The sequence below is a fragment of the Pseudoalteromonas sp. 0303 genome, from assembly GCF_013349995.1.
Lineage (GTDB): Bacteria > Pseudomonadota > Gammaproteobacteria > Enterobacterales > Alteromonadaceae > Pseudoalteromonas.
Genome location: NZ_JABVXF010000005.1, coordinates 131,939 through 146,131 on the forward strand (window position 1 = coordinate 131,939; position 14,193 = coordinate 146,131).

Genomic DNA, 14,193 nt, shown 5'->3' on the forward strand with positions numbered 1-14,193 from the left:
AAAATTGCTTTATTATTTAAAGGTAAACGTTTACCCTTAGATCTACTTTGGAGGTTTTTATGAATATTTTAGTCACCGGTGGGGCTGGGTATATTGGCTCTCACACACTTATCTCATTGATCGAAAATAACCATAATGTCATTGTGGTAGATAACTTGGTAAATAGTAAATATGAGGCAATCAGAAGGGTTGAGCGTATTACTGGGCGAAAAGTTATCTTTTATGAATGCGATATCAGAAATGAAAGTTCGTTAAGTAGTATATTTTCAGCACATCAAATTGATGCCGTGATTCATTTTGCTGGACTTAAAGCTGTTGGTGAATCAGTCATGGAACCCTTAATGTATTACGATAATAATGTACACGGGACTTGTACTTTATTAGAGGTCATGAAAAAGCATAACGTTAAAAACTTAGTTTTTAGTTCGTCAGCCACCGTGTATGGTGATCCATCAAGTGTGCCTATTGATGAAGACTTTCCTGTAAAAGCCACAAACCCTTACGGAAGAAGTAAGCTGTTTGTTGAAGAGATATTGCAAGACTTTGCACAAGCTAATAACGCTATATCTATAATAATTCTAAGATATTTTAATCCGGTTGGCGCCCATAAAAGTGGCTTAATAGGTGAAGACCCTCTTGGGATCCCGAATAACCTAGTGCCATTTATAGCACAAGTTGCTGTTGGTAAACGCGATAGCTTAGCTGTATTTGGTAATGATTACCCGACAACAGACGGTACAGGTGTGCGAGATTATATTCACGTTGTAGATTTAGCTGAAGGCCATGTCGCAGCCCTTGAAGCTAAAAATGGTCAGTGTGGCGTACATATTTACAACCTAGGAACAGGGCAAGGGACAAGTGTGCTAGGTGTTGTTGCTGCTTTTGAAGTTGCAAGTGATAAACAAATTCCATGTTCAATTCAGGGGCGGCGTCCTGGTGATGTTGCTGCTTGTTATGCTAAAGCAGATAAAGCTAAAGCTGAGCTTGGATGGCAAGCGAAACTCAGTATGGAAACAATGATGCAAGATGTATGGCGCTGGCAATCTAAGAACCCTAACGGGTACCTCTAAGTTATGAACAAGTAAAGAGCGCTAATTCAGGCGGTTCTTTACTTGCTTTAATTATCAAATTAACCCCTATTCGACGCTAAGAAATTTCTTAAATAGTAGACTTTTAGTATAGCGCTATTTATATAAATTAAATATATTTCATGATGTTATGTTTATATAATGTTGTTACATGTTAAAAGTTGGTTTTTTAGAATCGGTAATAGGTTGCGAGAGGTAGGGTGATCGTTTACCCTCTGGTAATCATTAATAATAAATTGCAGGATAAAAATGATGAATAGCATCTTTGATCCCTCTGAACATCCCCATCGACGCCTTAATCTTCTAACAGGCGATTGGGTTCTTGTTTCTCCTCACAGAGCCAAGCGACCATGGCAAGGACAATCTGAAAAAACAGAGCTTGTTGCAGAGAAAAGCTATGATGAAACGTGTTATTTATGCGCTACTAATACCCGCATTAATGGTGAAGTAAATCCAGACTATAGCCAGACATTTGTTTTTGAAAATGATTTTGCAGCTTTAAAAACAGATTCTCCTGCTTTTGAAAGTGATGATCCATTGCTAAAGCTGTCTGTGGAGCAAGGCTGTAGTCGAGTAATTTGTTTTTCACCGGATCACAGTAAAACTTTACCTTTATTAAAAGCAGAGGATATGCAAGCCGTTGTAAAGTGTTGGCAGCAACAAACAGCTGAATTAGGTGAGCAATATAGGTGGGTTCAGGTTTTTGAAAATAAAGGAAGCATGATGGGGTGTTCAAACCCACATCCTCATGGGCAGGTGTGGGCACAATCACAACTTCCTACTTTGGCGTTAAGAAAAGCTGAAAACTTTGATCAGTATTATAAAGAGCATAATCGCGCCTTGTTACAAGATTATGTTCAAAGGGAGCTCAAAGAAGGTGACCGTGTTGTTTGTGAGAATGAATTTTGGTGCGTAGTCGTACCATTTTGGGCAGCTTGGCCTTTTGAAACTTTACTTCTGCCTAAGTTTGCTATTGAACGGATGAGTGAACTACCAGAACAAGCGGTTGCTCCTTTAGCTGATATAGTTCAGCAAATTACAACTCGCTACGATAACTTATTTAACACTTCATTTCCTTACTCTATGGGATGGCATGGTGCTCCATTCGATGGGCAATCTCATCCAGAATGGACATTGCATGCCCATTTTTTCCCTCCTCTATTACGTTCAGCAACAGTGAAAAAGTTTATGGTCGGTTATGAAATGATGGCAGAAGCCCAGCGAGATTTAACACCAGAGCAAGCAGCAGAGAGATTGCGTGCACTCAGTTCTACTCATTACAGGAATGCTCAGTGATGTTTGCAAAAGAAATTATAACGAACACTTTTTTAGAAATATTTAATCGTAAGCCAGAGATCCATGTTACTGCGCCTGGTCGTGTTAACTTAATCGGTGAACATACAGACTATAATCAAGGCTTTGTATTTCCTGTTGCAATTAACTTTGGTACTCAAATTGTCGCGGCGAAGCGAAGCGATAAAACTATCCGCATTATTGCCGCTGATTATGAATTTGAATTAAATCAGTTCGAATTAGATGAAATCGAGCATGTTCAAAACCCAAGCTGGAGTAATTACATTCGTGGTGTGGTTGGGGTCTTATATCAACAATATCCACAGCTGCAAGGTGCCGATCTGATCGTAAATGGCGATGTTCCACAGGGAGCTGGATTGAGCTCTTCAGCTTCATTTGAGGTTGCAATCGTAAAAACATTTAATGAGCTTTATGGTTTAAAAATAGACGGTGTAAGTGCTGCATTAATAAGTCAAAAGGCTGAAAATGAATTTGTTCGTTGTTCATGCGGTATTATGGATCAGCTTATTTCTGCTCTTGGCAGGAAAGGCAAAGCAATGCTATTGGATTGTGAGACTCTATCGTACGAGCACTCTGTAATTGATGATAACTATCGGTTATTAATTATTAATTCAAACGTAAAGCGTGGATTAGTTGAGAGTGAGTATAACTCACGCCGAAAACAATGTGAAATGGCTGCTCAAATAATGGACATTTCCTCATTGAGATATGCGACGATGACACTGTTAGAAAAATATAAATCTATATTGGGCAATTTAATATATCGCCGTGCCAAGCACATTGTTACAGAAAATGAGCGCACTTTAGCAATGTTTAGTGCCTTGAAAAATAAAAATGATGCTGACATTAGTAAACTAATGAGACAGTCACATGCATCAATGCGTGATGATTTTGAAATAACAACACCTGAAATTGATTATTTAGTTGGACTTATTGATGAGCAATTACAGGGGCGCGGTGGCGTTCGTATGACAGGTGGTGGTTTTGGTGGTTGTGTTGTGGCATTAGTCCCTGCTGATCTTGTTCCAGAGGTCATAGAGTGTGTAGAGCAAAATTATCAATATAAAACAGGATTAAAAGAAAGTATTTTTGTCTGTACCGCAGAGCAAGGTGCTTTTTAGATGTATATCAGTAACTAGCTGATAATTGACAACAATAATAGCGTGTGCAAGTTAGTAAGCACACAAATTTGAGGGTAAGCTCATGTTGGAAAATTTCGATTTCGGTGTGTTTATAATCTATGTGTTGGTCTTACTGGCTATTGCACTATGGATTTCACGTGAAAATAACTCCCATGAAAAGAACACAGAAGACTACTTTTTAGCAAGTAAATCATTACCTTGGTGGGCAATAGGTGCCTCACTTATTGCATCAAATATTTCGGCAGAACAAATAATTGGTATGTCTGGATCAGGTTATGCTATGGGGCTAGCAATTGCTTCTTATGAGTGGATGGCAGCAATTACCTTAATATTGGTCGGTAAATATCTATTGCCAATTTTTATTAAAAATGAAATTTATACAATGCCCCAGTATCTGGAAAAGCGATTCGACAAACGGGTAAAGTTGACCTTAGCAGTATTTTGGTTAGCTGTTTATTTGTTTGTAAATTTAACTGCCGTCTTATGGTTAGGTGGCCTTGCTATACAAACCGTTGCCGGAGTTGACTGGATGTATGGCATGATTTTCTTGGCGGTATTTTCGGTTGCTTACTCACTATATGGTGGGTTAAAAGCGGTTGCATATACTGACATTATTCAAGTTGTATTATTAGTATTTGGCGGTTTATTACTTAGTTACTTGGCTTTGGATGCTGTAGCAGATGGTGAAGGTATGATTGCTGGCTTCAAAGTTTTAAGTACACAATTACCCACTCACTTTGACATGATTTTAAGCCCTGAAAATGAGCATTATTTGAGTTTGCCTGGCATATCCGTATTAGTAGGCGGTTTATGGGTAATGAACATTAGCTATTGGGGATTTAACCAGTATATTATTCAGCGTGCACTCGCAGCTAAGAGTGTCGGCGAAGCACAAAAAGGAATCGTTTTCGCAGCATATCTTAAGTTATTAATGCCGCTAATCGTGGTGCTTCCGGGGATTGCTGCTGTTATCTTGTATCCTACACTTAATACGCCAGATCAAGCCTATCCAACAATGATGTCGTTAATGCCGGTGGGTATTAAAGGGTTAGTCTTTGCTGCTTTAGTTGGGGCAATAGTGTCGTCTTTAGCATCAATGACAAATAGTATTTCTACTATTTTTACGATGGACATTTATCGTTTAATTAAACCAACTGAGAGCCAAAATCATTATGTAACTGTTGGCCGAGTGGTAACGGTGTTCTCATTGATAGTTGCCTTAATTACTGCACAACCATTGTTAGGGGAATTTGATCAAGCCTTTCAATACATTCAAGAGTTTACAGGGGTATTTACTCCTGGGATTGTTGTTATCTTCTTAATGGGTATGTTTTGGAATAAAGCTAATTCACTAGGCGCATTAGCGAGTGCTTTAGGATCTGCTGTTATCTCATTTTTACTTCGTGCTTTTTGGCCTGAGCTACCATTTATGGATCGAATTGGATTAGTTTTCTTATTGTGTTTAGTAATGTGTGTGATTGTATCTTTACTTACCCAATCAAGCTCAAAAGATTCTGCAGCGTGTGCTGATACAAAATCAGTGTGCTTTAATACGAGCTTTGGATTTAATATCGGCTCTATTGGTGTTGCAGCAATTCTTACTGTGCTATACGCTGTTTGGTGGTAAAAAAGCCAGTTTTCACTGGCTTTTAATTAACTGTTTAGTGCCCGCGACGAGGTACTTGTCGCGGCATTTGTCTTTGTGTATTGCGGCGCATTTGTTGGCGCTGCATACCTTGCTGACGTGCTCTATTTGCCCTATTTAATTGCTGCATACGATTTTGTTGCCTATTTTGAGTGTGCTGGCGTTGCTGTAATGTTTGCTTCGCTTTACTTTTATCTATGCTTTGCAATTTATTTTGCACTTGTTGGCGGTCAATATTTTGTGCCCGATCTTTGATTTGTTGCTGTTTATCGGTAGGTAATGTTTGCCATTTACCTTCAACACGTTGTTGCCATTTATCGGCATCACGCTTGAGCACGTTACCTTTTTGATCCGCAAACACGTTGTTTGCTTTATCGCGTTGGCTGATGGCTGTTTTTAAATCGCGTTTCACTTGCTGCTTTGAAGCAAGACGAGATTTACTTTGATCGCGTTTATAAATGTTATGTCTTGGTTGTTTATTATGGTGGCCAGGTTTATGGCCAACATTAATTTTGTTACCAATATTGATGTTGCCATTATTAATAATAACAGGCCCGCGATAACCACCGCCATACCAGCCATTACAGCAATGATAAGGTCGATAATGGGTTGGCCAACCAACATTCCAATTCATCCCTAAATTTAAAAAACCATTGCTCCAACTTAAGCCAAACGACCAACCCGTCCAGTTGTTATAGCCAATATTAAAACCCCAAGTTGGTGGACGAGGGTAGTAGTAGCCACCGCCCCAGTATGGCGGATAATACCAACCCGTTCCATACACTGGCACGCCATAATAAGGGTATGACCACATGTAACCTGGGTAATAACCAACATACACCACCTCAGGAGTTGACTCGTATATATCAACATAAGTGACGTTGTAAACAGGAGAGCTTGGAGGAATTTTTGCTATGTCGTCTTTTGGAATGCTATCAGCAACAAGCCAAGGGCCTTGTGCGGAGTCTGCCTTAAACCACACTGCATTATCGACTGCATAATATTTGCCTTTAATTTGCAGCACTTGTGCATCGGTATTAATGGCATAAGAAACCTGCGTGCCCGGGATCCGTTCAAATTTAGGTTTGCCATCATAATACACAGTTAAACTTGTGTCTTTACGGCTGATAGCCGCTGTTTGCGGCACTTTTGCATCTAATACTGCTTCGTCAGCTTCTTCAGTACCGGCAACTGAAACTCTAAGGCCCCCTAAATCTGATTCAGGTGGAATATTGGCAAAGCTTTCGGGGAGTTCGTCGCCACGTACAAAGGTCCATGGGCCTGTTTGTTGTTTTGCGCGATACCAGCGTCCAGATAACAAGACATACATGTTATTCGTTTGCATTTCACGTAGCCACGGGGTTTCAGTGTTAAACACATACATGAGCTCGCCACCGGTTAGGCTTTTCCATTTAGCTGCGCCATCTGTTGCAATAAGTTCGGTGGGTTTAGTTGCTACAACAATGGCTGGTGGTGCACTTAGATCGGAGCTTTCGGTATCTTTAGGGAGCATTTTTACAAGTTCAGCCGGTGGTGACTGAGTATAGTCATAAGGACCTTTGGCTTGCTTTGCCTGATACCAAAATTGCCCATCGGTGAGATAACAAAGTTTGCTTTTGCTATCTTTAATCACTGTCATGGCGGTGTTTAAAGCCCGCTCATATTGGCTGTTTTCAATTTTACTAAACTTAGGTTCACCATCAAAACTCAATAATACCGACAGTTGCTCTTTGAAAATAATCGTTGGAGGGTCGGTTTTTAACTGCGTTAAACTTTGTTCTGCTGCTTCTGCACTTTCAAGGCTGGCGGTGAGTTGCGAAAGCGAGGTTTCGAATTGACTGGTTTTTATTGCTTCATTAACGACTGCAGTAAATTTTTGTTCGCCTGCATCTTTTGACTCAGGCCAGCGTACATCGGTGACTGTCATATTGCGAACGGTGACGGTATCGTTTTCGCGATCAGTATCTAGTTTAGCGGTAAACCAAAATACGCCAAACACAGCGTCATTGCCTGAAACCGAAAATGACATTGCTGCACGGGCTGTTAAAGTATTACCGTTTAGTTTCTCGGGTTGTGGCTGATAAACAATGAGTGTGCCTTGTGATGTTTGCACTTGTTGAGGCCACTCAATAGCTTGGCTAAAAAATGAAAATAAACATAAAAAAGAGAGTATTAATACCCTGCAGGCAGTAATAAAAGGTAGGGGGAGTTTCATGGTCAATCCTTGGCTAACATAACTCTTTAAAGTATAGCCAATGACATCGAAAACGCTTAAAAATTGTTCCTGTTTTTAAAGCGTTAGCTTAAGCAACTTGAGTTAAAAAATTTGAGCCCGCATTTAAACCCATTTCATAGCCCGCACTGAGTTTTTTAAATGATTTGGTTGTTCGACCAACTGCAAAGTTGGGTGGCGGTGCAATAATATTAATTTTACAATCGCTTGGTGGGTTGGTAATAAAATCAATGCTTTGATTGTAATTTTCTGCGCGTCTTAAGGTGGCTTCTGCTAATGCAGGGGTGTTTTTATAAAGACGTTTAACGAACCAAGGCGCTTTTGAAGGCTTTTTCTTATAGCCAAGAGGCTGAGATAAAATAACGGTGATTTCTTTATTACCCATTTCGTATGCTTTACGGATTGGAATAGAATCTGCTACGCCACCATCAGTAAGTTGCAAATTGTCGATAACAGGAAACTCTCGATAAGCAATCGGCAGCGCACAAGAGGCTTTTAATTGCTCTTCAAGATGAACCGCATTTGCTTTTAAGTACTCTGCCTGCCCAGTTTGTATATTGGTTGTGACTATATAAAATTCACTGGCTTGTTTTTCGAAGGTGTCGAGATCTAGGCGAATATCACGGATGGTTTCTTGCCACAGCCAGTCTAAATCAAACAGGTGGCCACCTTTGATAAAACGAACAAAATCAATAAATTCAGGCCGGCAAGAGTAATCGGTAATCACTGCATGGTTACGTTTGTATTGGGCGCACAAATAAGCTGCAATGTTAGTGGCTCCGGCAGAAACACCATAGCATTGATTAAAAGGTTGGTAATTGGCTTGAATAAAAGCATCTAGTACGCCAGTGGCAAAAATGCCACGCATTGCACCACCTTCTACAACGAGTGCCTTATTATTGTTCATTTTCGCAACCTTGCTTGTAACCGTGAGTGCTTCTAACCATAGCAAACACGGTTACAAAACTAAATAGAGTTTTGACTCTAAATGAGATTTAGCTATTGCTGAGTTATACTGCCTCTACCCAAAGTACGCCAACTTGTTTGTCGGTTACTTTTACTGTGCTACCAGCAGCAATGGGAGACTGACTTTTTAATTGCCAGGTAATACCCGAATACTGATGTGTGGTTAACCCTTTATCATCAACATCGGCATTAACGACAAAGGTAAGCTCAGCAAAATCACTATGTATCGGCTTAGTATCGGTTTTATCCTGCATGCGTTTGAGAGGTTTCCAAAGCACGAGAGCAAAACCAAGAGTAAACACGATATTGCTCCAAAGCGCGGTAGTGTAACTCGTATCAAGTAGACCTATATTCATTAGTAAGCCACTGGCAAATAAAGATAAGCCTAAAAACAGTAATACATAGGTACTCATACCCAGTACAGCAACTTCAACAATTAGCGCGATAACACCTATAATCATCAGTGCTTCGGCTAAATGGGTATCTAAAAATGCCATCAGCCCACCTAACTTTGTTGCTTTTTATTCAAAGAGTTAATAATAGACATACCTTGAGCTACAAGCGAGCTTGCGTCAGTACCACTTTCAGGAAGTAATACCACAGATGACTCACGAGCAATGGCTTCTTTAGCGGCAATGGCTTTAGTGGCTAGGTCGAGTTGAATTGCTTTTTGGCCTTGCTCTGTATCGGCGGCTTCACCTACTTTACGTAGTGCATCTGCTTGCGCTTCAGCAACGGCGATAATCGCTTTCGCTTCACCTTCAGCGCGTAAAATTTGCTCGGCTTTTTCAGCTTCGGCAGCAAGGACTTGGGCTTGCTTTTTACCTTCAGCCACGTTGATGGCAGACTGACGGTCACCTTCAGATTCTAAAATTTGCGCACGTTTTACACGCTCAGCTTTCATTTGTGCTTCCATGGCTTCCATTACAGAATTAGGTGGCACAATATCTTTAATTTCGTAACGTAAAACCTGAATACCCCAAGGCTCAGATGCTTGGTTAATCGCGGTAACTATGTTGGTGTTTAACATGTCGCGCTCTTCAAAGGTTTTATCTAGTTCCATTTTACCAAGTTCAGAACGCATCGTTGTTTGCGATAGCTGAGTAACCGCAAATACATAGTCATCAACACCATAAGTGGCTTTATACGGGTCAAGCACGCGGAAATACAGCACACCATCGACGATAAGCGAGATATTATCTTTAGTGATAGCAGACTGAGATGGCACATCTTGCGCTTGTTCTTTTAAGCTGCGGTCAGCGGCAATACGGTCGATAAATGGCACAATAAAGTTTAAGCCGGCTTCTTTAGTCGAATGGTACTTACCAAAACGCTCGATTAACCAGGCACGATTTTGCGGCACAAATTTAACGCTACTTTTTAGTAGCACCAAAACAAAAATTAGAAGAAAGACTTCTACATTTAACAAAAGGTCTAAAATGCTAGAAACGGGGTCCATGTACTTTCCTTAATACAATTAATATTATTTTTCATTGCTCAGGTTAGCACCACAAAGCAAAGCGCGCTAATGATTTGTAATCGTTACCTGTTTAAGTGCAGTTTTATTCTTTATGCATTGTATTAATAATTAAGAGCATGTTTTATCAAATACATATGTTGGTCAGCTTGTGCCACGATCTCTTCAGCAGTTTTTTGTGTACCTAAAAACATGGTGACGCCGACACTGGCTGAGCCCTTATAGTTAAGATCTTGGTGAATAAACTCAACTTCGATGGCTGTTTGCAGTTTATCGGCAACGCGATAGGCATTTTGTTTGGCTGTTTGCTCATTTCGGCTTAGCCCTTCAAGTAATACAACAAACTCATCGCCACCAATGCGGGCTAAACAGTCTTTTTCGCGCACAACTGTTTTCATTCTTTCAGCAATCTCAACAAGATAAGCGTCGCCGGTATTGTGGCCATATTGATCGTTTAACTTTTTAAACCTATTTAAGTCGATAAATATTACTGCGCCATAGTTTTGGTCACGCTTGCTCATTTGTAACGCAAGTGATAAGTGAACATAAAAATAGCGGCGGTTTAAAAGTTCCGTTAACGGGTCGGTTGAGGCAGCATAAAGGAGTTGTTCTTCAAGGTGTTTTCGTTCGGTAATGTCAGTTGCAATGCCTAAAATACCGATGACTTTATTAGGCTCTGTGTCGCAAATTATAGGGGTTTTCACTTCCCAGAAAATATATTGGTGTCCGTCGGGAAAGGTAAGTTGTACTTCTTCACGAGTGCGCTCACCGCTGAGCACCCGTTTGTCAATTTTTGCTAGCTTTTTTACGTCAGGAATTGGGAAAAAGTCCACATCTCTTTTATGCTGTAATTCTTTCTCAGAGCAAGCAAATAAACCTAAGGTAAGCTTATTAGCATAAACGTAATGTCCGAGCTTATTTTTTATATAAACGTATGCGGGTACGTTATCAAGTGCAAACTTTAATTCAGCAACATGAACGGGCAATTTAGAGTTATTAAGTTCGGCCACAATATGTCCCTATATAACAAGCCATAAATTGATAGTGAACGAAAATATCTTATTAAACAAGACTGACCACAGAGCAAAAATTATAACTAATGATTTAGGTATAGTTATGAAAAATAAATAAAAAATTAATAGTTAGGATGGGTGATGAACTTTGTTATTAAGTGTGTTTTAGACTCGTTTGGTTATCTCAAATTTTAACTGTTTTTTATTACTTTTTGTGTGATTAAAAACTTCCTTGTTTTTAGTCATCACTTTGGCTTTTATGCTTTGTTGAGAATGGCAAGGTGTTTTGTATGATGCGCGCTAAATAAGCGACAAAAAATATAACCCGTTACAAACATTGATAAGCTATAGGTTGCACCTGGAATTGCCATGGCGGCATTATTGATTAAGGTGCTCGCAATTAAAATGGCTAAGGTACCATTTTGTAGCCCAACTTCAACCGCAATGCTCATTTGTTGCCTGTGATCTAAGCCCGATATTTTTGCAAAAAACAACCCTAGTAACAGCGTGCTAAGGTTTAATGTCAACGTTGCAATGCCACTGGTCGCAAAAAAGCTCAGCATTTGGTCAGCATTTTTGTGGATAATGCTAAACACTATCACAATTAAGAATACACTCGAAAAACGACGTATAAAGGGTTCTATTTTCAAGCTCAGATGGGGTTTAAAGTGATTAAATACCATTCCTAAGCAAACAGGAAGTACCGTTATCATCAGCATTTGCACTATGGTTTTAATCACCGGCAAAGCAAATTCGTGGCCCGGCACACTCAATATTTGCATGGCAAAATGAATAATCAGTGGCAAGGTAAACGGTGAGATAAATGTTGCTAGCGTGGTTAGGCTTATTGACAGCGCAACATCCCCTTTGAATAAATAGGTATAAAGGTTTGAAGTCACACCACCCGGACAGCAAGCCACTAAAATCAGGCCAATAGCGAGCTCTGGGGTTAGGGTAAAACTCATTGCTAATACAAACGCAACGCTTGGCAATAACAGTAGTTGGCAGCTTAAGCCTATTGAAAGTGCTTTTGGGCTAATAAATAATGCCCTAAAGTCTTGCTTTTTAAGCCCTAACCCCATGCCAAACATGATGATAAATAGTGCTAAAGGCAGCACTATTTTAGTCATGATATCAATTTGCATGGTATATCCTTATTGATCGTAACCCGGACTTTTATTGTCGAGTAAGCGCAGTAAGGCAGGCCAAGCAATTGCGCCGCCCAGTCCCTTAGTAGCAACTTCAGTTTGCCCTTTGATACCCTCAATAATCGCGCTAGGTACTTGTACGAGTTGCTCGGTATTTTGTGAAGTACGAGTTTGTACAGCGCATGCAGCTTCAAAAACATACATAAACAAAAATGCATCAGCAACCGTTTTACCTACTGTTAATAGGCCATGATTACGTAGCATTAGAAAGTTATTCGTGCCAAGGTCATTCACTAAACGGTCTTGCTCAGCAGGGTTAAGGGCTATGCCTTCGTAGTCGTGATAACCCAAACCTGAGTGCACAACAACAGCTTGCTGAGAGATAGGCAATAAGCCGTCTTTGTTGGCAGACACTGCCGTGCCATTGAGTGAGTGGGTGTGAATAACGCAATGGGCATCATCACGCGCCATATGAATACAGCTATGAATATTAAACCCCGCAGGATTAACTGGGTATTCACTGTCATGCAGCTTATTACATTGTTGATCTACTTTGATAAGACTTGATGCGGTAATTTCGTGAAACATCATGCCATACGGGTTTATCAAAAATTCGTTGTCTGTGCCGGGAACACGCATTGAAATATGGGTAAAAATTAAATCATCCCAGCCATATAAAGCAACTAGGCGATACGCGGCAGCAAGCTCAACACGGGCTTGCCATTCTTGCTCTGATACTGTGTGTTTCATGGTCATGGTGTTTTCCTAAAATGGTACTTTGCGAATAATAATGTCTTTAAACATGACCCAATCACCAATAAAGCTATAAAAAGGGTGTGTAAAAGTAGCGGGGCGATTTTTTTCAAAAAAGAAATGACCAACCCAAGCAAAGCCATAGCCCACAACTGGGCATAAAATTAGCCAGCTATATTGCTGCTGATAAATAGCGGCAAACAAAATAGCCAAAACAATCCAACTGCCAATGAAATGTAAGCGTCGACAGACTTTATTTTTGTGTTCTTGTAAGTAATAGGGGTAAAACTCTTTAAAGTTCGCGAACTCGCGTTTACTTGCTACAGTGCCCATATTGTTGTCTCCGTTGTTAATTACAGGTTAACAATAGGCTTTTATTCTTCTATTTACTTGATAATATAAGTCATTAAATTGTTTATTAAGGACGCGCATGAGAACCTTATCAAGCTGGTGGTTACGTGCTATGGCTGAGTCGTTTAAATGGCAGGGCTTACCAATTAATGAGTTGTTTGCAGCGGCAAATATTCCTTTAGCAGAATTAAGTAGCCAAACAGCCCGATACCCACAAGCCAGTGTCAGTATGCTTTGGAAGCAAGCGCAAGCGATGTTACCAAACACCCACTTAGGTCTTTATGTTGGCAGTAACATGAATGTACGCGCTATTCCGGTGGTAGGCATGGCTATTATTCAGTCAACACAGTTATTAAGTGCTTTTCGGCTGATATTGCGGTATCAAAAATTGATGGGCGATACACATAATGTCTCTTTGATCGATCATGGTAGTGAGTATGAACTTCGCTTTAACTTTAGTGATGGTGAGCGTGATATGTCACTGCTAAGCTACGAAGCGCCCATGGCGTTTTGTGTGAAAATAGCGCGCACTGTAAAGGGGAAAAATTGGCACCCAACACGAATTTGCTTGCAACGTAAAGAGCCACACAGTGAGATTAATACGCACTTTAATTGCAAAATTGAATACGGCGCAACGACCCACAGCCTTTTTTTTAGCGAAAATACCGATAGTGAACCTGTGTTATCAAGCCAGTTGAAACTAGTGACGCAAACGAATGTGACGCAGGTACTGAGAATTTTGCTTGAAGGGCATTTAATTCAAGGCCAAACCACCAGTAAAGCAATGGCAAAAGCACTTAACATGAGTGAAAAAACGCTGCAGCGGCGTCTTGCAAAAGAGGGCACAAGTTTTAGTAACGAATTAGCAAGATTAAGACAGCAAAAAAGTGTGTCATTGTTAAACGAAACAGATCTCTCTGTCACAGAAATAGCCTTTTTGTGTGGCTACTCTGAAATTAGTGCATTTCATCATGCATTTCATCGCTGGTATGGCATGTCGCCAAAAACCTACAAGCAAAAAATGGCAATAATAGCAGGGTCATAGTAAGCACGGCTTTTTTCA

General features: G+C 40.2%; 13 protein-coding genes. 5 read left to right on the plus strand and 8 right to left on the minus strand.

What is annotated here, in order from left to right:
- Nucleotides 1–59: 59 nt before the first annotated feature.
- From galE to HUS62_RS05540, 4 genes are all read left to right on the plus strand, one after another.
- Complete coding sequence (gene galE / locus HUS62_RS05525) at nt 60–1,070, plus strand: UDP-glucose 4-epimerase GalE (RefSeq protein WP_175078819.1); 1,011 nt, start codon at nt 60–62, stop codon at nt 1,068–1,070.
- 270 nt (nt 1,071–1,340) lie between these two features.
- Entirely contained in the window at nt 1,341–2,384 is a 1,044-nt protein-coding gene (locus HUS62_RS05530) for a UDP-glucose--hexose-1-phosphate uridylyltransferase (RefSeq protein WP_175078849.1), read from the plus strand.
- On the plus strand, nt 2,384–3,523 hold the full coding sequence (galK, locus tag HUS62_RS05535; RefSeq protein ID WP_175078850.1) for a galactokinase: 1,140 nt from the start codon (nt 2,384–2,386) through the stop codon (nt 3,521–3,523). Before HUS62_RS05530 ends, galK begins: the two co-directional genes overlap by 1 nt.
- Nucleotides 3,524–3,605: 82 nt before the next feature.
- Nucleotides 3,606–5,171 (plus strand): sodium/sugar symporter, encoded by a 1,566-nt coding sequence (locus HUS62_RS05540; RefSeq protein WP_175078820.1) that lies wholly within the window; start codon nt 3,606–3,608, stop codon nt 5,169–5,171.
- Nucleotides 5,172–5,205: 34 nt separating this feature from the next.
- Here HUS62_RS05540 and HUS62_RS05545 read toward each other — a convergent pair whose 3' ends face one another.
- The 8 genes from HUS62_RS05545 to HUS62_RS05580 all read right to left on the minus strand — a co-directional run bounded on the left by HUS62_RS05545 (nt 5,206) and on the right by HUS62_RS05580 (nt 13,112).
- Complete coding sequence (locus HUS62_RS05545; protein ID WP_175078821.1) at nt 5,206–7,404, minus strand: carbohydrate-binding family V/XII; 2,199 nt, start codon at nt 7,402–7,404, stop codon at nt 5,206–5,208.
- Nucleotides 7,405–7,492: 88 nt separating this feature from the next.
- Nucleotides 7,493–8,329, minus strand: a complete 837-nt coding sequence (locus tag HUS62_RS05550) for a patatin family protein (RefSeq protein ID WP_175078822.1) — start codon at nt 8,327–8,329, stop codon at nt 7,493–7,495.
- Nucleotides 8,330–8,432: 103 nt separating this feature from the next.
- Nucleotides 8,433–8,885, minus strand: coding sequence for an NfeD family protein (locus HUS62_RS05555; RefSeq protein WP_054562474.1), 453 nt, complete (start codon nt 8,883–8,885; stop codon nt 8,433–8,435).
- 8 nt (nt 8,886–8,893) lie between these two features.
- Nucleotides 8,894–9,847: a slipin family protein gene (locus HUS62_RS05560; RefSeq protein ID WP_054562473.1), complete on the minus strand. Its 954-nt coding sequence runs from the start codon at nt 9,845–9,847 to the stop codon at nt 8,894–8,896.
- Nucleotides 9,848–9,969: 122 nt separating this feature from the next.
- Nucleotides 9,970–10,875, minus strand: coding sequence for a GGDEF domain-containing protein (locus HUS62_RS05565; RefSeq protein WP_175078823.1), 906 nt, complete (start codon nt 10,873–10,875; stop codon nt 9,970–9,972).
- Nucleotides 10,876–11,135: 260 nt separating this feature from the next.
- Nucleotides 11,136–12,023 (minus strand): bile acid:sodium symporter family protein, encoded by an 888-nt coding sequence (locus HUS62_RS05570; RefSeq protein WP_175078824.1) that lies wholly within the window; start codon nt 12,021–12,023, stop codon nt 11,136–11,138.
- Nucleotides 12,024–12,032: 9 nt separating this feature from the next.
- Nucleotides 12,033–12,782: a class II aldolase/adducin family protein gene (locus tag HUS62_RS05575; RefSeq protein ID WP_220094968.1), complete on the minus strand. Its 750-nt coding sequence runs from the start codon at nt 12,780–12,782 to the stop codon at nt 12,033–12,035.
- Between the two features lie 9 nt (nt 12,783–12,791).
- The gene (locus tag HUS62_RS05580) at nt 12,792–13,112 is read right to left on the minus strand and encodes a DUF962 domain-containing protein (protein ID WP_175078825.1); all 321 of its coding nucleotides are present in this window, start codon (nt 13,110–13,112) and stop codon (nt 12,792–12,794) included.
- A 97-nt stretch (nt 13,113–13,209) separates the two neighbouring features.
- On the opposite strand from HUS62_RS05580, the gene HUS62_RS05585 reads away from it, so the two are divergent.
- Nucleotides 13,210–14,175, plus strand: coding sequence for an AraC family transcriptional regulator (locus HUS62_RS05585; protein ID WP_175078826.1), 966 nt, complete (start codon nt 13,210–13,212; stop codon nt 14,173–14,175).
- Nucleotides 14,176–14,193: the final 18 nt, after the last annotated feature.